Origin of the sequence: Streptomyces sp. NBC_00637 (assembly GCF_045161545.1) — a bacterium.
Taxonomy (GTDB): Bacteria; Actinomycetota; Actinomycetes; order Streptomycetales; family Streptomycetaceae; genus Streptomyces.
Genome location: NZ_CP109046.1, coordinates 8,404,346 through 8,423,649 on the forward strand (window position 1 = coordinate 8,404,346; position 19,304 = coordinate 8,423,649).

At 69.1% G+C, this 19,304-nt stretch carries 20 protein-coding genes and 2 pseudogenes; 9 read left to right on the plus strand and 13 right to left on the minus strand.

Going from position 1 to position 19,304, the window contains the following annotated elements:
* Positions 1 to 15: 15 nt before the first annotated feature.
* Complete coding sequence (locus OG440_RS37175) at positions 16 to 1,269, minus strand: Ig-like domain-containing protein (protein WP_406011154.1); 1,254 nt, start codon at positions 1,267 to 1,269, stop codon at positions 16 to 18.
* A gap of 654 nt (positions 1,270 to 1,923) precedes the next feature.
* On the opposite strand from OG440_RS37175, the pseudogene OG440_RS37180 reads away from it, so the two are divergent.
* Positions 1,924 to 2,427: pseudogene (locus tag OG440_RS37180) on the plus strand (RNA polymerase sigma factor); the annotation flags it as partial.
* A 201-nt stretch (positions 2,428 to 2,628) separates the two neighbouring features.
* Complete coding sequence (locus tag OG440_RS37185; RefSeq protein WP_406011569.1) at positions 2,629 to 2,931, plus strand: ATP/GTP-binding protein; 303 nt, start codon at positions 2,629 to 2,631, stop codon at positions 2,929 to 2,931.
* A gap of 259 nt (positions 2,932 to 3,190) precedes the next feature.
* Here OG440_RS37185 and OG440_RS37190 read toward each other — a convergent pair whose 3' ends face one another.
* A complete protein-coding gene (locus OG440_RS37190; RefSeq protein ID WP_406011155.1) occupies positions 3,191 to 5,269 on the minus strand; it encodes a hypothetical protein in 2,079 nt (692 codons plus the stop codon).
* Positions 5,270 to 5,691: 422 nt separating this feature from the next.
* Here OG440_RS37190 and OG440_RS37195 point away from each other — a divergent pair, with 422 nt between their 5' ends.
* Positions 5,692 to 6,096, plus strand: coding sequence for a hypothetical protein (locus OG440_RS37195; protein WP_406011156.1), 405 nt, complete (start codon positions 5,692 to 5,694; stop codon positions 6,094 to 6,096).
* A 259-nt stretch (positions 6,097 to 6,355) separates the two neighbouring features.
* On the opposite strand, the gene OG440_RS37200 is transcribed toward OG440_RS37195, so the two are convergent.
* From OG440_RS37200 to OG440_RS37225, 6 genes are all read right to left on the minus strand, one after another.
* The gene (locus tag OG440_RS37200; protein WP_406011157.1) at positions 6,356 to 7,210 is read right to left on the minus strand and encodes a serine hydrolase domain-containing protein; all 855 of its coding nucleotides are present in this window, start codon (positions 7,208 to 7,210) and stop codon (positions 6,356 to 6,358) included.
* A gap of 5 nt (positions 7,211 to 7,215) precedes the next feature.
* On the minus strand, positions 7,216 to 8,238 hold the full coding sequence (locus OG440_RS37205; protein ID WP_406011158.1) for an HTTM domain-containing protein: 1,023 nt from the start codon (positions 8,236 to 8,238) through the stop codon (positions 7,216 to 7,218).
* A complete protein-coding gene (locus tag OG440_RS37210; protein WP_406011159.1) occupies positions 8,235 to 8,915 on the minus strand; it encodes a DUF5819 family protein in 681 nt (226 codons plus the stop codon). Before OG440_RS37210 ends, OG440_RS37205 begins: the two co-directional genes overlap by 4 nt.
* Positions 8,912 to 9,439: a hypothetical protein gene (locus tag OG440_RS37215; protein ID WP_406011160.1), complete on the minus strand. Its 528-nt coding sequence runs from the start codon at positions 9,437 to 9,439 to the stop codon at positions 8,912 to 8,914. The genes OG440_RS37210 and OG440_RS37215 overlap by 4 nt, the downstream gene beginning before the upstream one ends.
* Before the next feature lie 345 nt (positions 9,440 to 9,784).
* Complete coding sequence (locus OG440_RS37220) at positions 9,785 to 9,991, minus strand: hypothetical protein (protein ID WP_406011161.1); 207 nt, start codon at positions 9,989 to 9,991, stop codon at positions 9,785 to 9,787.
* Between the two features lie 482 nt (positions 9,992 to 10,473).
* Positions 10,474 to 10,926, minus strand: coding sequence for a MarR family winged helix-turn-helix transcriptional regulator (locus tag OG440_RS37225; RefSeq protein WP_406011162.1), 453 nt, complete (start codon positions 10,924 to 10,926; stop codon positions 10,474 to 10,476).
* A gap of 62 nt (positions 10,927 to 10,988) precedes the next feature.
* Between OG440_RS37225 and OG440_RS37230 the strand changes: the two genes are divergently transcribed.
* Complete coding sequence (locus tag OG440_RS37230; protein ID WP_406011163.1) at positions 10,989 to 11,357, plus strand: VOC family protein; 369 nt, start codon at positions 10,989 to 10,991, stop codon at positions 11,355 to 11,357.
* Between the two features lie 92 nt (positions 11,358 to 11,449).
* Here the strand turns inward: OG440_RS37230 and OG440_RS37235 are convergent, their stop codons facing one another.
* Both OG440_RS37235 and OG440_RS37240 read right to left on the minus strand, forming a co-directional pair.
* Entirely contained in the window at positions 11,450 to 11,833 is a 384-nt protein-coding gene (locus OG440_RS37235; protein ID WP_406011164.1) for a hypothetical protein, read from the minus strand.
* 198 nt (positions 11,834 to 12,031) lie between these two features.
* Positions 12,032 to 12,601 (minus strand): DinB family protein, encoded by a 570-nt coding sequence (locus tag OG440_RS37240; RefSeq protein ID WP_406011165.1) that lies wholly within the window; start codon positions 12,599 to 12,601, stop codon positions 12,032 to 12,034.
* A gap of 1,087 nt (positions 12,602 to 13,688) precedes the next feature.
* On the opposite strand from OG440_RS37240, the gene OG440_RS37245 reads away from it, so the two are divergent.
* Both OG440_RS37245 and OG440_RS37250 read left to right on the plus strand, forming a co-directional pair.
* Positions 13,689 to 14,219, plus strand: a complete 531-nt coding sequence (locus OG440_RS37245; protein ID WP_406011166.1) for a GNAT family N-acetyltransferase — start codon at positions 13,689 to 13,691, stop codon at positions 14,217 to 14,219.
* Between the two features lie 447 nt (positions 14,220 to 14,666).
* Positions 14,667 to 15,425 carry a hypothetical protein gene (locus OG440_RS37250; RefSeq protein ID WP_406011167.1) on the plus strand — a complete coding sequence of 253 codons (759 nt, stop codon included), beginning with the start codon at positions 14,667 to 14,669 and terminating at the stop codon, positions 15,423 to 15,425.
* A gap of 157 nt (positions 15,426 to 15,582) precedes the next feature.
* Here OG440_RS37250 and OG440_RS37255 read toward each other — a convergent pair whose 3' ends face one another.
* Positions 15,583 to 15,852 carry a hypothetical protein gene (locus tag OG440_RS37255; RefSeq protein WP_406011168.1) on the minus strand — a complete coding sequence of 90 codons (270 nt, stop codon included), beginning with the start codon at positions 15,850 to 15,852 and terminating at the stop codon, positions 15,583 to 15,585.
* Between the two features lie 893 nt (positions 15,853 to 16,745).
* Between OG440_RS37255 and OG440_RS37260 the strand changes: the two genes are divergently transcribed.
* A complete protein-coding gene (locus tag OG440_RS37260) occupies positions 16,746 to 17,186 on the plus strand; it encodes a VOC family protein (RefSeq protein ID WP_406011169.1) in 441 nt (146 codons plus the stop codon).
* Positions 17,187 to 17,499: 313 nt separating this feature from the next.
* On the opposite strand, the gene OG440_RS37265 is transcribed toward OG440_RS37260, so the two are convergent.
* Positions 17,500 to 17,895 (minus strand): hypothetical protein, encoded by a 396-nt coding sequence (locus OG440_RS37265; RefSeq protein WP_406011170.1) that lies wholly within the window; start codon positions 17,893 to 17,895, stop codon positions 17,500 to 17,502.
* Positions 17,895 to 18,266, minus strand: coding sequence for a hypothetical protein (locus OG440_RS37270; protein WP_406011171.1), 372 nt, complete (start codon positions 18,264 to 18,266; stop codon positions 17,895 to 17,897). The genes OG440_RS37265 and OG440_RS37270 overlap by 1 nt, the downstream gene beginning before the upstream one ends.
* A 384-nt stretch (positions 18,267 to 18,650) precedes the next feature.
* Here OG440_RS37270 and OG440_RS37275 point away from each other — a divergent pair, with 384 nt between their 5' ends.
* Both OG440_RS37275 and OG440_RS37280 read left to right on the plus strand, forming a co-directional pair.
* Entirely contained in the window at positions 18,651 to 18,989 is a 339-nt protein-coding gene (locus OG440_RS37275) for a thioredoxin family protein (RefSeq protein ID WP_406011172.1), read from the plus strand.
* A gap of 125 nt (positions 18,990 to 19,114) precedes the next feature.
* Positions 19,115 to 19,282: pseudogene (locus OG440_RS37280) on the plus strand (GNAT family N-acetyltransferase); the annotation flags it as partial.
* Positions 19,283 to 19,304 lie beyond the last annotated feature (22 nt).

Sequence of the window (19,304 nt, forward strand, 5' to 3'; positions counted from 1 at the left end):
AATCCCCAGCCAGGGCTAACCTCGTGCAGGACCCGTCGAGCTGCCCGCTACCCACTCGGTCCACGACATGTTCCAGTCGCTGAGACCGTTGGCCGGGGCCAACGTGGTCTTGTCCTCGGAGTTCTTGACGATCACGACGTCACCGATCATGGAGTGGTCGAAGAACCACGCGGCGGGCTGCTTGCCGTCGCCGCCGCTCCTGGCATCCTTCAGGCCCACGCAGCCGTGGCTGGTGTTGACCTTGCCGAAGACCGAGTCGGTACCCCAGTAGTTGCCGTGGATGAACGTGCCCGAGTCGGTCAGGCGCATGGCGTGCGGTACGGCCTTGATGTCGTACGAGGGCTTGCCGTCCTTCTCCGTGAGGCCGACGCTCGCGCCGTTCATGTGGATGTGCCTGAACTTCTCGGAGATCACCATCCGGCCGTTGTAGGTCGGGTGCTCGGCGCTGCCCGACGAGATCGGGATGGTCTTGATCGTCTTGCCGTCCCGGACGACGGTCATCTGCTTCGTCTTCGCGTCCACGGTGCTGATCTGGCTCCGGCCGATCGTGAACGTGACCGTCTTCCGGACGTCGTCGCGACTGAGTGTGACGGTGACGGTGGAGCCGGGCTTCCAGTACTTCTCGGGACGGAAGTCCAGGCGGTGGTCGCTGAACCAGTGACCGGCGACCCGCTGGCCGCTGCTGGAGCTGACCTGGATCTCCGACTCCACGGCGGCCTTGTCGCTGATCGCCCGGCCGAAGGTGACCGACACCGGCATCCCCACGCCGACGGTCGAGCCGTCCTCGGGGGAGACGTGCCCGATGAAGTCGTTGGCCGGCGAGACCGTGGTGATCGTGGCGTTTCCGCTGGTGGAACGACCCTTGGCGTCCTCGGCCTCCGCGGCGATCTGGTACTTGGTGGCACGATCCAGCCGGGTGTTCGGCTTCCAGGAGGTGCCGTCCGCCGACACGGTGCCCGAGACCTCGGCGCCGGTCGCGACGGCGGTCATGGTCACCTTGGTGAGCTTTCCATCACGGACGGTGACGCCGACGGGAGCGTCGATCTGGACGCCGTAGGTGCCTTCCCCCGGCGTGATCTCCACGCGGGCGTCCGAGGCCTCCTGGGCGCCCTCCTGCTTCGGCTGTGCCTGCGAGGTCGGTTGATTCCGGACATCGTTGCCGCCGGTGGCGGCGATACTTGTGCCGCCGAGCGCCGTGACCGCGAGTACGCCCCCGAGCACTCCGGCCGTGGCCACCCTTCCGGTGCGTCGTCTGTCGAGCGTGATCAACCGTCTCTCCCTGTCACTGGACTCTGTATCCCTGCGCTGCTCGTCGAAAGAGCACAACTCTCTCTGAAACCACTTATAAGAGCTGCTATGCCCGTTAATGGGTAAAATGTGATGAAGGCCATGCGGTCCGGTGCGCGTCGCCGGGGGACGAATGCTCGGGTCCGGCCCGGGGGTCCGGGTGCGCCGAGGGATGACGGTGACGGGCGGGCGTCGGTCCGGTGGCCTCCCGGGTTGTTCTCACTCCAGCGGCGAAATCCACGTCTGAGAACGCGCCTGCCGGGCCAGCCGGAGATCGCGGTAGGACAAGGCTGCGTCGATCAGCCGCGTGGGCCGTGCCCGGCCGGCCGGCCGAGGGGGGCGGACGGCCAGGAAATGTTCTTGGGCGTCGTGTAAAGAATTCAGGGACCGGGCGGCTCTGGGGGTGTGTACGGCCGCTGCTTCATGGTGAGGCGCTGACAGGCCGCGGAGTGGAGGGGTTTTCGGTGGAGATGACGGGCGTCGGCGTCGTCGTGTTCCTCGTGCTGCTGTTGGCGCGGGGGCTGAGCAGCGTGCTGGAGAGCATCGCGTTCCGTATCCGGGCCGCGGGAAAGGCCGAACTCGTGCGAGCCGAGGGGGAGGCGCGTGGCGGGCGTCGTGCGGGGAATCGGGGGCGGCGTGGATGAGGAGCAACGGGCACAGCGCGCCCGGGCACTCGCGTCCCTGGTCGCCGAGCGGCAGGGCCAGCTGGTCGGCTACGCCCGCAAGCGGCTGCGCAACGCGGGGGTGCCGCCGTCCTGGGCGGATCCCGAGGACGTCGTGCACAACGCTCTGGCGAGTGTGCTGGCCTGTCCCAGGCCGATCGAGCGGTTACGCCCGTACGTCTTCACCGTCATCAGGAACGAGATCCGGCACGTGGAGAGCCGCTACCGCACCGGCCGGGCCTACGCGTCCCTGGACGCGGACGTGCAGTTGGAGACCCAGGCCGGCACCGCAGACCCGTGTGCCGCGGCCGACCTGCGCCTCGACCTCGACGCGGCGCTCACCGCACTGCCCGGTCAGCAGCGCAGGGCCGTCTTTCTGAACAAGGAGTTGGGTCTGACACAGGCCCAGACCGCCAGGGCGATGGGCGCCGCGCCGGGGACGGTGGCCACCCATGTCGCCCGGGCTCTTGTCACCCTGCGGGTCGCTCTCGGCACCCTGGCCACGGCGGTCATCCTGTGCGGCACGGTCGTCCTGTGGCTGCGGTCCGGTCTGCTGCCGGTCGACCCCGCCGCGGGCGGTGAAGTGGGCACACTGCTGCGCTCGGCATCGGCGCCCCGGCTGGTCGCGGTGATCGCTGCCGGTACCACGCTGTCCGCGGGGGTGATCGCAGCCGCGGGGATGGCGCGGGCAGGGTGGCGGACGCCGTTCTGGGCCCGCAGCAGGTGGACCCTTGCCCGGCTCCGCGGCAGGCGGGGCGAGGAATCGCCGGTGGACCGGCAGGGCGTGGACTGGTTCGTCCGGCCCGTGGCGGGCGGGCGCGTCGAGGGCAAGACATATCGCTGCCCCGGCTGCGATCAAACGATCCCGTCCGGCGTCGCGCATCTGGTGGCCTGGTCCGGGAACAGCGCTGTGGAGGAGCGGCGGCACTGGCACAAGGCGTGCTGGAACGCACGCGACCGCCGCAGCGCCCTGGTGCACTGACCACTCCGGTAGCGCAGGACCACAGGTCATCGGAGTGGAACTGCCCGGCGCTCGGGGGCGGGTGCGGCAGTTCGGGGCCGGCGGGCGACCACCCGACGGCCGAGGAGCACGGCGGTGGCCGGCCTTGCGGTCGTCGGGCCGCACGACCTGACGCGGCGGCCGTCCGGTGCCCAGCGCGGACACCCCCTCGGCGGAGCGGTCCGCAACCTCGGTTCCGCGCCGGGGCGGCGATCTTGTCGTCGTCAGCCCGGGCGCGGGATCAGATGGCGGCCAGCATGGCGCGCAGCCGCTCGTCCTCGCGGATGATGTTGTTCGCGAGGCCTGAGCCGACGACGCGCTGGTCCCGTTCGGCGAGTTCGGCGACGCGCAGGCGCTGTCGAGTGCTCAGGGCAGTGGCACCGAGGGCTTGGAGGGCCTCGCAGGCGCCGGAGACGTCTGCCCCGGTCTCGGCGGAGTGAAGGGCGGCCTCGGCGAGTCGCCCGAGGCCGACGACGTCGGCGTCGGTGATGGCGAGCAGGGCGAGTGCGGCGGCGGGTGCCTGGTCGGGGTCGGCGAGCCGTTGTTCCAGCCGGGGGATCAGCGGCCGGGCGGCCGCGCCGAGGGAGGCGGCGGCGCGGATGGCGAGGACGACGGTCCACCGGTACCAGAGGTGGTTGCCGTCGGTGCGGTCGAGGACGGAGGCCAGGATCGCCACGGCTTCCTGGGCGTCACCGGCGATCTGCCACAGGGCGGTGGCGATCGCGATGTCGCGGTCCAGTTGCGGGGTGGTCGGCTCGGCGTCATCGCCGACGGCTGCCCGCAGGGCGGGGAGCAGTCCGGCGGCCGCCGCTCCCAGGGCGGCGGCCGCCTGGGCAGCTTCGGCGACCTCGCGCGGGCCGGCGACGAACGCCTTGGCGGCGGCGTCAAGCAGGACGTCGGTCTCGCCGGTGAGGTCGTGGTGGGCCCGCGCCACCATCAGCGATCCGGCGGCGCCCCGCAGCGCGGCGCCGGCCTGCGCCCGCTCGGTCAGCGGGCCCTCGGCTGCCACGGCGGTGATGGCGGTGGCCGCATAGGGGAAGCGGGGCAGCACGGCGTACAGCTCGGGCAGGGCGGCGGCGGCCTGCCCGCCCCACTGGCGCACCAGGTGGACCAGGACGGCGGTCTCGTTGTCGCGGCACCCGTCCGTGGCCAGGCGGGCGCGGACGGCTGTGAGCAGGGCCGGGTCGAAGGGGAAGGCGGGGGCCTGGAAGTCGCCTGCCGCGTAGAGCGCGCGGGGACGCCGGTCGAGGTCTCGGGCCAGCAGCGGGGCGGCCTGTCGGGGCGCGACCCGGACGAGCACGGCCAATGCCTGGTCAGCCGCCTCGTCGTCGGGTCGGGCGGCGAGTTCTACGAGGACCGGCGCGGCCTCGGCGGCCGGGCCCAGTGTGCCGAGCAGGGTGGACGCCGGGTACTCGGCGGCGAGTGGGGCGATGGCCGGCACGAGTCGCCGGGGGGCGCTGCGGGACAGGTGGCAGGCGTGGTCGGCGGCGGAGAGCGCCTCGGTCCGCACCTCGGGGCGGTCGTCGCGCAGGGCGGCCTCCAGCAGGGCGAAGGCGGCCTCGCGGTCAGTCTCGGTCTCACGGCGCAGCAGGCTGTCGACGATCGCGTGGAGCGGCTCGCGGTGGTGCATGCCGTACCGGTCGACGGTGAACGCGCGGGCGGGCAGCAAGTCGAACGCGCAGTCGTGGTGGGCGCCGGTCCACGGCTCGGCGGCGGCCAGGGCGACGAGGAGCGCGGCCAGTCGCACGGGCGCGGGCGTGTCCGCCCCGAGCAGCGCGCGGCTCTCGACGGCGGGGCCGGAAAGGTCCACCCGGCCGAGGGCGATGAGCAGTTCGGCCCGGACGCCGGGATCGGCCTCGGCCGTCCACCGGCTCCGCAGGGCTACCGGGGCGGGCCCGGTATCGCGGGTATGTCCGAGCGTCCAGCCGGTGAGCTGCCGCACGTTCACGTCCTCATGCGCCAGCAGCGTTGTCAGCAAGGGGATTTGGGCGGCGACGGCGGCCCGGACGGCGCCCGGCGCGATCTCCCATTCGTCATCGCTCTCGGCCAACCCGCCGAGCAGACAGAGGACTTCGGCCGTACCCGGCCCGGCGGCAGCGGCGATCCGGGCGAGGTACGGGACGGCGTCCACGCTGGCGGAGTAGACCGTGCCCTGGTGGAGGAGGCACGAGTACAGCTCGGAGAGCGCCTCCTCGGCATCGCTGCCGCCCTCGGCCAGGGCGCGCAGCAGGCCGGGCAGGTCCCCGGCGGGGCCGTAGGCATGCGAGACGGACACCCAGGGGTGGGCGTCGAGGCCGGCGAGGGTGTCGGTGAGATCCATGGACGTGATCTTCGCAGCAAGGTCCGACAGGACGCCTGGTGCATGTCGTGACCAGCGCCGTGCGCCTGATCCGTCCATCCGTCCCGACGCCGGCGCGTGACTCCGCCTTCCCGCCGGCGTACTCGGGCGGTGGCGAATGTGCAGCGGCAGCCAGGTCCTCGGTGACGGCCGCGTAGGTCGCCGTGCTCACCAAAAGTCGTCGAGTGAGTGTCAGGTCCATCATGGCTGTTCGGAGGCGGTTTCGGTAGGACTCAGCGCACGTCCGTTCGGCCTTGCGGCGGCTGCTGCCGCGCGTCAGACTCGTCGTCATCCACTCTCCGGCCGACGTGTCGGCAGCCTTCATGGGCTGTCGGCGCGTTCGCCGTGCTGTCTCGCCGTGTGACGTGCACGGGCTGGGGGGTGGTGGGACGAAGGGGGATCAATTGGATCAGGACATGGTGGCGCTGGCGAGGGTCATGCTGCTGGGTGCCAACCGGCGGGTGGTACGCGGTGCGGAGGGGCTGTGGATCTACCGCCTTCTGGCACAGGTCGATCCGGAGGCGTACGGGTCGAAGCTGGCGTACGTCCTGGTGGAGGCGAGTGCGTCGCCTCTGGTGAGGGAGTTGCCCGAGCGACGGCTGGCCCTGCTGGACGAGGCGGTGGAGGTGGCGAAGGCTCTCGGGACGTCGAACCCCTACCGGGCGAAGATGCTGGCGAGGGCACTGGCCGCCAGGCAGCGGGAGTTGGAGGGGCGCCCGGGGGAGCGGGTCGCCCTTGACGACTCTGACGGCTCTGATGGACGAGCAGACCGGGCGACCCTCGATGACGAGCGGCAACGACACGCATGACCCTGCAGGCGTGGGGCGTTGACTGTCTCGGCGGGGAGGAAGGGGGGAGTGGCCGGTCGTGAAGGAGAAGGCCTGAGGCAGCGGGCGCCGACGACCGCGCAGGTTTCGCCGGCGCCCGCTGACCCGGTTGTCGAATCCGACCGCCGCGTCGATGCCGTCGGTGGTGACGTCATGAGCCACGGCTGCCGTTCACAAATGGCCCGGCAGGGCTGTGGTGTTCATCGACGGCAAGGCGGCCGGTCCGGGCCCGAAGGCGCCTTCACCCCTCTCCCTGCGCCCGTGCTGTGCGCAGGTAGTCCAAGCCGGCCTGATCTGTCACGTCGGAGTCGGCGCTCAGACGGTGTACCACCGTCCAACGCCCGTCCGGGACGGCGCCGGCGAAGACGGACGCCGTCCGCGTCGCTCCGTTGTGCCAGATCACGGGCAGCGGCCCGGTGCGTTGCCATCCGAGCGCCGGGTCGCCAAGTGAACGATCGAGCACGAGACCCGTGAGCACGCGCGCCAGCGTGCGGGGAGTCGCCCACAGGCCGCCGGCCGGCAGGACCGCACCGGTCATGGTCCACGGTTTCATCGTGCGGCCGTACCACCTGGTCGGCAGCAGTCGGCTGTGCTGCGGCGGTGTGGCGCTCATGGCGGCCGGAGGCAGGCCGAGGGGTGACAACACGAGTTCGGCGACGAGCTCCTCGTACTCCTGCCCGCTCGCCGCTGCCAGCGCCGCGCCGAGAACGGCATAGCCGAGGTTGGAGTACTCCTCGCGTTGTCCCGCCGGGGCTCCAGCGAGCCCGTCGAGGCCGGTGAGCAGCTCGCGCAGTCGGTCGTCGGTGAACCTGCGGTACGGGTCGCGGCGGGACGTGCCAGGGGGAAGCCGGGGCAGACCCGAGGTGTGCTCCGCCAGATGACGCAGGGTGATCCCGGTTCCCCGAGGGACGCCCAGCCATCGCTCGACGGGGTCGTCAGGCGTCAACACCCCTTGAGCGGACAGCTGTTGGAGGACGGTTCCGGTGACGACCTTGGTGAAGGACCCCACCTCCACGTACTTGTCGGGGTCGTGCGCGCCGGTGACGATCGGATTCTCGTCGGCGCTGCCGAGGATGCAAGTGGGGACGGTGCGCATGGCTGTCAGCTCGCTGTCTGGGGTACGGGGGCATCGACTGTACGGTCGCTGTCCGGCGTGCCCTTCTCGGTGACGGTCCGGACACCTTCAGGCTGTTTCGGCGCCCAGCGTGTGGTGATGCCGCGTGCCGTCCGGCGTGCACGTGCCAGAGCCGACGAGAGGAAGATCAGGTCGCAGGCGATCATCGTCAGGGCGAACGCGGTGAGTCCCATGAACACGCCGATGGACACATGGAACGCGATGGATGCCGCCGCCGTCCACGGGCGCAGTCTCGCCACCAGGATCCCCATCGGGAAGTACACGAGGAACAAGGTGGTGCTGTAGGTGCCGAGGAAGACGAGTACGTCGTTGTCGTAGACCAGGCTGGACCATCCCGGCAGCTCGAACTCGGGAACGCGCATGATGTAGAAGAGCGCCGTGCCGTCCTGCCACACCTCCCCCTGAACCTTGTACAGACCGCTCACCACGTACACGAGGCACATCTGCACGGCGATCGCGGCCACGCCGAGATTGTGCAGGGGGACGCGGAGGCAGCGCAGGCCTTCGGGGAGTCGTCTCGTGACGTGCTGCGCGAGCCCGCTCGAGAAGGAGAAGTGCTGGTAACAATCGGTCAACAGCAGCATCGGGATGACGAGTTGAGCGAGGTTGTCCCCGCCGTCCAGGAATGCCGACTGCCGCTCGTAGAGCGACCAGAGGAGGATTCCGTGCGCCGCGAGGACCATCCTGCCCCCCACGCCGAAGGTGACGGCCAGAGCGGCGAACAGCCCGAGGTGGAAGACCACCTCGAACCAGGCGTGGGAGGTGTTCCATGCGTAGAGGCTGAAGCTGCCCTTCTCTTTGATCTCTTCGACGAAGAGGTGATGGGGCAGGACCGAGTCGGATCCCGGGCCGAACAGGTAGCTCCGGTCGCTGTAGTGGCTCACGTAGTACATGAGGCCGACGAAGCCGAGCAGCGCGCGGGTCCCCGACACGCCCAGCGCGGCGATGGGGCGACTGGCGGCGGCGTCGATCGCTTCCTTGATCCTCATCGAAGGTCCACCGTCTTCTTCCACGGCAAGTCGTAGAGGTCCACTTTGCTCTTCGCCTCGGAGTTCTTCCGCTGCGACCAGGGAGGCAACGTCTTGATGTACATGCGTACCTGGACGGCGGTCGGTCCTGTGCCGTCGGGGCAGACGTCGTGCATCCGGGTCAGCGAGAAACGGGACAGCGATCGCTCGGCGGCTTCGTGCTGACTCTTTTCATAGGGAGTCAGAGGAATGACGTGATCACGCTTCGAATCTTTGGTCGTGGAGTCCTCGGTATTCTTCTCCTCCTCTTTTTGGCGGAGGCGCAGCAAAAGGTCGTCCGAATCATTCAGCTGGTTTATCCCGTTGCTCACGAGGCGTACGGTGCGGGAGGGGAAGAATCGGTCTTCCTGGGTCTCCTTGATCAAGGGTCCGGTCACGTCGTAGAAATCCGTGACGGAACCGTCAGCACACTTTGCGCGAGCTATGATCCCCTCGTCATCCTTGGTCGGATTCGGAGCGAAGAGACTCCAGTTCTGCGTGAAATACGGCTCCAAGTAGCCGCTGATGAGTCCATGAAGCCTGATCTTGGCTGGGCTGAGCGGCGCTTGGGAGAAGGCCGCAAGAAAGAAATGGGCGCCCAGGAGGGCGGCACCAGCCAACAGTGCCGCCCTCTGGATGCGCCGATGGCGCGCGATCACCTGTCGAAAGCGGTTGCCGCGGCAGAGGCGCCGTCGACGGACACCTTTGCAGGCGCGCTGAAGAGGCTGAAGTTGTTGGCCACCTCGGACGCCTGGTGCGCGACGGAGCCGGCGGCGGCCCGTGCGTGCACGGAAGCGCGAGCAGCGGCCCGGCCGGCCGCCGCGGCGGCCCGTGCACCGGCGGCGGCCCGCGGAGCCACCGGAGCGCCCGCGTCGGCAGCCTGTGCGCTCAGGCTCACGTCAGCCTGCTGCGGCGCGGACGCCTGAGCCGAACCCTGCATCGACACCGTCAGAAGCGTGCCCGCAACGGCCACACCGAAGATGACTGCGGCATTCTTCTTCTTCATGATTTCCCCTCTTTGTATCTGGTCGCCCGGGGTGAAGACGACGGCGTGCCGGAAAATGTTGGTCAGACATTCCCGACCGCTCGCCCCCGTGAGCCGGCCAGTTTCTCCGACGGAGACGGAGAACTTTCGCGACGTGCGCCCCGTATGCCCGCTTGCATCTGCAAGCAGGGCCTTCATGCCCGCCGCGATTCCTCGATGATCTTATGGAGATCATCAAAGCCATCTCAAGGAGTGGCCCTGTGGTGATCATCACAGCGCGGCGTTCGTGTGCATTCACCCCTGAGTGGTTCCCTCGCCATTCGGTTCCCTGGGGAGCGCTATCGGTCGGCGATTGACGCAATTCCGTTGAAGGGTGAATTGGTTCTGTTGCGGACCCAACGGCCTTGCGGCAGCGGTCGCAGTCGGACGCGCAGGACTCGAAGTCGCACTGTGTGAGGGTCCGGGAAACCGCCGGCGGCGGGCTGCGGGCGGAGTCGCTCGCGGGGAGCCGTCCCTACGCGACAGGTCCGCACGGAGCGCTGCTCACCCCGCGGTCTCCGCCGCCTCGTCCTCGGACTTCTCGGGGAAGACCAGCCGCACCCCGCCGCCGATCACCAGGAAGCAGGACAGCAGGAGGGCGAAGTGCACGAACCTCGCGGCACCTTCCCAGTCGGACGAAGGTCCCAGGACCAACCAGAACGCGAGAGCCATCCCCGCCATCACCACCGCCACGCCAAGCAACCGACGCACTCCATGATCCCTTCTCGAAATGACCTGCACACAGCCGCTCTACTCTACTCATCGGTAACTACGGCTCGACGCACGGCAGATGAGCAGCCGGCTGGTTCGCGCCACACGCGGAGGCGGCGCCACCCTCTTGGAGGCCGTGCAGAGCGGAGGGAACCCCAGCCGCCAGGGTGGATGTGCCAGGTTGGGGGGCGTAGCGGTTGGTCGTGGATCGTCCTCGTCCGGTGGGCAGCCGGCGTGAGGGGGGTGGCCCTCGGGTTCGGCCGACTCGGCGGCCCATCGGGCGGGTTGGTCAGGGCGTGGAGTCTTTCGCGGCTTCGTCGAGTCCGGGCCGGGAGTCAGAGAACCCTTCTCCTCGTGACGGAAGGCCTCACCCGGTGCGCCGCCTCCCGGGAGCGCTACCTCATTGTCGACTCGCGGCGGAGAAGGCGGAGTCGGGATCCGTTGGTTCTCCGGGCGCGACGAGACGTGTGCCGGCGCACGAGCTATGCGCCGGCGTTGCCGTCGCGCAGGGAATGGATCATGCTCTTCAGGATCCGGAACGCGCCTGACCGCTCGGCCTCGGTCATGCCGGCCAGCATTCTGACCTCGACGGACCGTACCGCCACGGTCGCCTTCTCGAGGCTCTGTCGGCCGCGAGGTGTGAGCCGCGTGGGAAGAGCCTTCCCTACGGGTGCCGCCGCAGGCCTGCTCACGTAGCCCTCTCGTTCCAGGGTCTGGAGCAGCACGTTCATCGACTGTCGTGTCACGAACGCGCCCCGCGCGAGCTCGGAGTTCGACAACCCCGGTCGTTGAGCCAGCAGCTCGAGGCAGGAGTAGTGCGTCACGCTCATCCCGAGCGGCCGCAGCACCTCCTCCATGGCTGTGCGGAGGACGCTGGACGCTTCTTTCAACAGGTAGCCCAGAGACGTCTCCAGGTCGACACCGTCTTGATTCATGTCAGGATTCTGACATAGCTTGACCTGTGTCAGAAAGCTGACACGAAAGAAGGAGCATCATCATGCCTGCCACCGGCCCCGACTTCATCTCGCTCCAAGTGCGCGACCTCGACGCTTCGCAAGCGTTCTACGAGCAGTACCTAGGCCTCGTCCGCTCGCCGGCCGGACCTCCGCACGCCGTCGTCTTCGACACGAAGCCGATCGCGTTCGCGCTCCGGGACGTCCTTCCCGGCACCGATCTCGCATCCGTTGCCCAGCCCGGCATCGGTGCCGCGATCTGGCTTCACGCCACGGGCGTCCAGGCCATTCACGATGCTCTCGTCGCCGGCGGCCACACCATCGTCTCCGCGCCGATCGACGGCCCCTTCGGTCGGACATTCACCTTCGCCGACCCCGACGGCTACCAGGTGACTCTCCACGACCGCGCCTGATCGGCCGAACGCCACCGGACGATCATCAATCCCCGAAGGCCGCGGTGCGCCCTCAGTGCTGTCCCGTGAGGGGGATCCGTGGGCGGCGTGCCTCAGAGGAAGGTGAGCGGGACGTCCTCCTCGATGCAGAGTCGCAGGACGTCTGCCAACTGGTCGGCATCCGCAATGTGCTGCTGGAGGTGCTGGTCGCCGCTCTCCCGCGCCCACTGGTCGATGATCGCCTCCAACCGGGGCAGGATCACCGCGCAGTCGGCAGGCGAGAGGTTGTCACCGCCGGCATCCGGATGATCGAGGAATGGCTTCAGAACCGTGGACATCTCACTCCACGGGCGCTCGCCGCCGAAGCTCGACATCTCGGTGAGGACGAACCCCTCGGTCTCCGCCAGGCGTCGCCGAAACGTGGCGAAGCCGCTGTAGGACCAGGAGACGTCGGGACTTCCGTTGTCTGCGTCGCCCGGGAAAAGAACCAGTCCCATGTGCCCTCCCGCTTGCCGACCACACAGGATCGAGGACACGGATCAGCCTCGGCAAGTGGGGTGATCTTGATGCGGCTGGTGTGATCACGGCGCCGAAGCCGTCCTGGACAGCCGATAGCCGTGTTCGCCGCGCTGAGCCCGTACAGGGCGTCACGGAGCCCACGTAAGTGCCGGAGTCGATCGCCGGTTGCCGGAAATTCATATTCGGCGCGGTACGGCTCCGTCCTGTCGGCGGTAGAGGTCGCGCAGCAGGGAAATCTCGGCGCCGTGATGGATCAGCTCCCTGTTGACGTGCAGGACGATGCCCTCCATGGGACGCCGCTCGGGGCCCACCGGGGGCGGATTCTCCAGGTCGGCGTCCGAGAGCTCGCGGACCCCCGAGTTCCATCTCCCATACATCTCATCGAGCTGTTCCAGCGCCTCGTCGGCGGTCCCCGCGTAGGCGAACGTCCGGGAGTCGATGTCCTGGCCGCCGAAGTGCCATCCGACCCGATAGCCCAGGCAGGAGACGATGATGTGCGCCAGCCGCCAGGCAATCGTGGTCACCGGTGGCGGCGCCGGCATCGTGTCAGGGGACGCGGAGTCCATCGTCCATTTCCCCGAACCCTCCGATATCGGTGCGTCCGACGTGCCATGTGGGCGAATGCTCCAGCAGCCGCGCACCGGCTCCCAGAAGTACTCCTCATCGGTAAGGCCGTTCAGCCGCGGCCGCAAGTTCTTGCGCCAGTACCAGTCCAACTGCTCCGCGAGCCGCCCACTTCTTGTCATTTCCGCACACTACATACAACGGAGACCTGGCTCGGATCCTCGCGGACGCCGTCTCCGGCCGTGGGCCGCGAGGGCGTACCGCACCGGGTGACTAGGGCTGATGTGCCCTACGGGCCGCGCCATACCCATCGCGCGTGCTGAGGGGAGAGACAGTAGAGACAGCTGCCGCCGACGGGGCAAGGGGCCCGATTGTGGCTCCAGCCACCGAAGACGGCGTCTGGCACTTCAACAGCGCCTGGGCAGGACGGAGTTGTCGAAGTTGGCGGTGGGTGCGGCTGGCGTCGTAGCGTGGACCCATGCCCGAACACACGCACATCCTGCACCTCGCAGAGGGGTCCCTGTGGGACGCGGCCGGCGTTCGCGGCGCGTACCGGAGTCGACGCGCGTCTGCGGTTGCAGCTGGGAGGTGCCTGCGTGGGTACGGCCCTGTTTCGGTGGACGCGACGGACGCGGTGGTTGCGGTGGAGCCGTGGTGGTGACGGGCCGCCGCAGGTTATGGCGGTGGGCCGTAGCGATATGGCTGATCCTCGTGACCGCAGCGGGCGGGATGACTTTGTGGTGGCGGGACTCGGCAGAGCCGCAGCCGTATGGCCGGGAGGAGCCCGGCCCGACCCCGTCGCTTCCCGAGGGGTGGGAGTCGGCGTGCGCGGCCGCCACGCCCGACGAGAACGGCCGGACGCTCTGTTTTATCCGGACGCGTTAGCCGACCGAGGTGGGTCTGCCTCTCAACTGGGGCGGGGTGCATGGGACGTGTTTGGACGCAGGGGGAGCCGTTTTGCCTTCCGCTTCCGCTTCTGCGGCATCCGCCGTGTAGTCCCCGCTCCGAGGTGCGGAGTGGGTCCGCCCCCCGGCGAGTCCGGCGGATCCGTCGGGTCCCGCAGGAACTCGGTGTTGGGCATGGGCTCGGTGTCAGGCTCAGTGGTTGCTGTCGGATCGGATCGGACCGGATCGGCTCGCCCGGCCGCGCTGCTCCTCGTCCACCGCCTCGGCCGGCAGACACGGCTGCGCAGGCGGCGACGAAGGGACGCAGGAGCGATTCCGCCCGGGACTCGGTCACGATGGGCGAACGAGTGCTAGCGTCGCCCGCATGCCCGAACTGATCGCGCCCACCGGCCGGTTGCATTCCTCATGGCTCGCGGCGCGTGACGAGTGGTCTCCAGGTGCCCACCAGGACGGGACGGGCTTGCGTCTCGCGACTGGTGCCGACCTCGGCAGCCCCGAAGTCTTCTCGGCGTGGGTCGAGCGACTGCGACAGCAGTCGGACAGCTCGGCCGTCTTGGGAGAAGAACGCGTCCACGCCACACATTGGTGGATCACCGAGGGTGACAACTACCTGGGGGCCATAGACCTGCGGCACTACCTGAACGCCCTTCTGCTCGATGTGGGCGGGCACGTCGGCTACAGCATCCGGCCCTCCTTCCGGAGACGCGGGTTGGCAACGTGGGCCCTCGGGGCGGTGCTACCCGAAGCCCGTGCCCTTGGCCTGGACCGGGTCCTTGTCACGTGCGACGACGACAACATCGGATCGGCACGCAGCATCGAACGCAACGGTGGCGTTCTGGAGGACGTCCGCACAACCAGCGCGGGCGTCAAGCGGCGCTACTGGATAACTCTGTAGGCAGCGTTCGATCGTGACGGTTATCGCCACTTGGTTGTGCCGGTACCAGCACGGTCGCTCCGTGGAGGGCCGCGAATTTGTCGTACCCGGTCGCCACGGATCTGTGGTGTCTCAGCCGGTTGATCCCGAGCCCCTGCACTCCGCCGCGTGACGCGGCCGGAACCGGGGATTGTCGTACCAGTGATCTGCGGTGACGGCGAGCGAGAACGGCTCTTGCTGTTCCTCTTCCTCGGCGACCAGTGCAACTTGTGGTGAGCCGGCTGGATGCTGCTGTCGCACGGTTGTCGCCGCCCAGGTGGCCCTCCGTGAACGAGCTGGTACGTCCCCGTAAACCGGTTCGCCGGTGTGACCTCTGTCTGGAACCCTGGCCTTCCCGGCGATCGACCTGGAGCGCTGGTGACGGGTGTCTCGCGGGGCGGGGCGGCGTGAGACCTGCGAGGTGTCAGCGTGTGGGATGACACGTGGGGGGAGTGGCTCCGGCAGTCGCCCTCGGGAACCGAACTGCTCGTCGGGTGGCGGGAGGCGCGGGAGGGGATAAGCCGGCTGGGCCGGGACGCCTACCGGGAGCGGCTGGTCGCCCTGCTGTCCGTCGCGTCCGCGCGCGACTGCGCGGCTGCGGGGTTCGGCTGTACGCGGCGCATTGATCGAGTCTGCCGCGAGCCGTCGGTCTGCCGTCTGGATCCCGCTGTGCCGTCGGCCGCTGAAGGGGTGCCGCGTGGCGAGCGTGAGGGTCCGGTTCCGGGTGCCTGCGGCGGATTCCACGGTTTCCGGGACGACTTCGAGGTCCACGTACGGTTCAGCGGTGGCGGCGACCGGCATCGCGCGGTGTTCTGGCATCACACGGCGGCGTCGGCCGTGCGGCTGTGGGTGGACGGTGTCCCGGTCGGCGTCGGGGGTGGCTTGGACTCCTACGGGCACTGGCTCGACGGCAGGTTCCTGGTGGTGCAGGCGGAGGGGCCGGACGGCCATCCCCGGCAGTCGTACGGGCCGGGGATACTGGTCACCACGATCGTTTCCGTGCTGATTCACGATGCCGTGGTCGGTTCCACCCGAACGTTGGTCCCGGAGCCCCACGAGACGTGGACCGATCCCCAGGTGGTCCTGGAGGGCGAGACCCTGCGGGTGTACGCGACGCGCGAGGCCCGAGCCGCCGACCTACCTGACCGGATCCTGCCGGCCCCGTCGGCCCTGTCAGCCTCGGACTGATGTCGGGAATCTCCCGAGTCGTCCGCACCGAAGCACAGTTCCCATCCACCGGTGGAAGGGCACCCATGACCGAGAGCTGCGGCCAGGTCAGGTCATGCCATCCCGGGCCGAAATGGGCAGGCCGGCCACGACCCTCCGCATCACCCGGGCTGGAGGGCTACAGCGACCGGAGCGCCTCGGCGCAGTGGGGGCACTCCCAGGGACTCATGTCGGGCGGTAGCCACGATGCGTCCGGTCCCGACGGCTGGTAATTGAGCCGCTCCATGTCCAGGCTTGGCTTGCCGCAGAACGTCCGGTCGTCGGGGAATTCCGGGACGCTCGGGTCGGCCGGTGCCGCGTGCACCTTCTCGATCCGTGCGAGCGGGTCGCCCGGGCCGAACTCCTCCGACATGTCTTCGCGCAGCTCGCGCAGTACGACGATTGCCATGTGGCCACCTTCGCGTCTGGCCACGGCCGCCGCATCCGGGGCCGGGCCAATCGCGGCTCCCGGCTGCGCGCGGGCAGGTCACGTAACCCCGTCCAAGACCGTGGCCTGCGGCGGCCGGGCGACGTCAGAGCACATTTCGGGGGAGGACAGGACGCGGTCAGCTCCCACGCGGGAGCGCAGCACCACGCGTCCGGCGTCCACGGGGACCGTCGTCCATCCGCAGCATCGGGCGTCGCCCCTCAGACGGCCTGATGGTCATGAGATATCAGGCGCCGACGCATGGGTCATTCCGCCCCGCGATCTCGCCAGGAGTGAGTGAGCACATCCCGAATATGCAGGTGGTGCACCTGCTAGCGGTGGTGATCCGCGGTCCACCGTCGAGTCGGCGCGTACCTACGCGACGAGGTTCGGCTGGACGGTGACATATCGGAGCTCGTGCCCAGAGCCCCGTCCAGCGCTGATCTGCATTCCCGTCACGGACGCTCGTGCCCGCCGGCGGACAACGGGGCCCACGCTCGCGCCGGGCGGAGGGGCCTGGACGGGTGCGGCGAGGGCGAGCGGCACGGGGAACATCACTCGCCAGGGTGACTCGGCCGTGTGAAGTGATGGGGAGAACGCGCTGCTCGATGCGCACACGTTGCGCATCGTCCAGGCAGCATGGCAAGGCGAAGATGCCATGCTGCGGTGGGTCGCCTCCACGAGAGCGCGGCCACCTGCTCCGCACTCACCCCCGGTGGTGGCACCTGGCTCGCGGGTCTGCTGACGCGGTGCCGAGGCGTGATCCAGATTTTTCGGAGGCCGGCTGTCCGGGGATGTCGAGAACGTGCCACCGGCTCCGTCCCAGGGATATCAGCGGCCACCACCGGCCGCACGAGGAAGTAGGAGAATCCAGCATGGCGATTCAACGGATGGACAACGTCGGCATCGTCGTCGAGGACATGGACGCCGCCATCGCGTTCTTCGTGGAACTCGGTATGGAGCTGGAGGGCAGGGCGGAGGTCAAGGGCCCCGTCGCCGACCAGTGCACCGGACTCGACGGAGTCCACTGTGACATCGCGATGGTCCGGACCCCGGACGGTCACAGCCGGCTCGAGCTGGCGAAATACCGCAGCCCAGCGGTGATCAGCACCGGGCCGCGCAACCGGCCGCACAACGTTCTGGGCACGCACCGCGTCATGTTCGCCGTCGACGACATCGAGGACACCGTTGCCCGTCTGCGCCCTCACGGCGCCGAGCTCGTCGGCGAGATCGCCCGGTTCGAGGACAGCTATCTGCTCTGCTACGTCCGCGGCCCGGAGGGCATCCTCGTCGGACTGGCCGAGCAACTGCGGTGAGAAGGAGGAACCGAACCATGCAGCCGAGCGAGATCATCGAGGTTCCGAACCGTCCGATCAGCCGAGCTGCCGGCCCGTGACTGTTCCGCCTGGCCTACGTCGCCAAGGACGGCACCCGGCGCAACGGACCAATCGCTCAAAGCTGGAACGGGTCTCGCACCGGCATGCGTACGACCGGAACGTGCCCAAACCCGTCCCGGCAGGACAACGGGATCGGTCGCGGGGCGGCGAGCATCGGTTCCGGCAGCGTCCAGGTCATGACCTGTGCCCTCCACCATGGCGGTCGCCGCCCGCGGTAACCGCCGGGGGGGGGCTACGGTGAGGTCCGGTCGCCGATGTACTTCGTCTTGTCGCAGGCGACCCGGTCGATCCTGGCGAACCTCACGCACACTTTCGTGTCGGTCTCGGTGTCCATGGCCGACCACGTGAAGCTGAGGGTCCGGCCGACCCGGCGGGCCGTCTGCACGCTCCCCAGTTGATGGCCGTTCAGGGTCAGCCGCACTCCCCGTTTCCTGACTCCCTGCGGCGGGTTCGTCCAAATCGCCGTCACCGAGTTCCACCCGTTGCGACCCTCCAGCCGGACACAGACCTGCGGGCCGCTGAAGTGGTGCGTGCACGCGCTGCTGTCGGCGGCGGCCGGCGCCGCGCTCGGGACGACGAGCGCCAGGGCCAGCGCCGCCCCCAGGGTGGTCGTCTTGACCGTACGCATCACCGGCCGCCAACCTTCTTCAGGCACGTCTGCGGGATCTGCCCGCCCGGCACCACGCGCCATGTGCTGCCGTGGCGGCCGCATGCGCGGTAGGCGGGTCCGCGCTCGGTGCGGGCGATGGCGACGATGCAGGACGTCACTCGTTGCCCCCGGCGCAGAGAGTGGTCGACGGGGCTGTCCGGCTTCGCGACCGGTCCCTCGTTCCAGGCCGGGCGGCGCACCGCCACCTTCTTCCCGGTGACCTCCCACACCGTCGTGCAGGGGGTAGACGTTGCGGCCGGTCGGGCGGGTACGGCCGCAGCGGACGGCCAGGCAGCGCCCGGACCGATGAGGGCGGCCGCGAGCACGCAGGCGGTGATCAGTCGAGTCATGCCCGACCAACCCGGCGCCCCGCCCTCACGGTCACGGCCAGGTCCGCCGTATCACCCTCCCGGGGGCCAACTCAGCTCCCCTCACGGTGAGCACCGGACTGACTTCCGAGCATGTGACTGGTCGTCCGCCCAGATCACCGCTGCGGCGCAGCTGCTGCGCCCACTGCACGATGCGACCGCTTACCCGCCGTTCGCAGGAGGCGAGGAGACGGTGTGCCACAACGCTCCCTTCTGTGTGAGCCGCGTGAAATCGGTTTCCGGGATCCACGAGGGGCCCCGTCTCCTCCCTTCCGACAGGTCAGCCGGACGACTGCCCGGCCGGCCTGTCGTACCGCGCGGGGGATGATGGGGAGGGAATGACGGAACGCGAGGTCAGGAGCCTCCATGGCGAAGCGGGTTCACCAACCCCGTGAGGACGCGGAGTTCGATTTCATCCTCGGGATGAGCGGAGTGCCGGTCCTTGCGTACTTCACCGGGACATGGCCCAAGGCAATCGAGCCCTGCCGAATGATGGACCTCGTCGTGGCTGACATCGCCGACGACTACTCGGGCCGCCTGACGGTCGTCCGCACCGACATCACGCGCTGTCCCGCAGCAACCGAGCGATATGGGATCACCGGGGCTCCGTCCTGCGTCCTGCTGAAGGAGAGACAGGCGGTGGCGCACGGCACGGGGCCTATGACCATCACCGAGGTACGGGAGTTGCTGGACGGCCACCTCTGAGCGGCTTCCACGACACTGCGGCTGCGACGGCGGTGACGCAAGCTGGGGGCGGCTGTCCGCGCTCTTACGGGTGACGCCATCTGCCGGGCCGGGGTGTCCGCCGCGGCGGGGCCTCTTACATGGGTCGTGGTACGGGACTCGGGCGTCGTCTGTACACGGCGTTCGCGGAAGCGGCAGAACATCACGGTGCACAGCAGTCGAAGGCGATCACGTCAATCGAGAACACCTGCTAGATCGCCTTCCATCGCAGCCTCGGCTTCGACGCGAAGATCGTGGACGACTACAACGGCCCCAGCGCCTCGCAGCGGTGCCTGG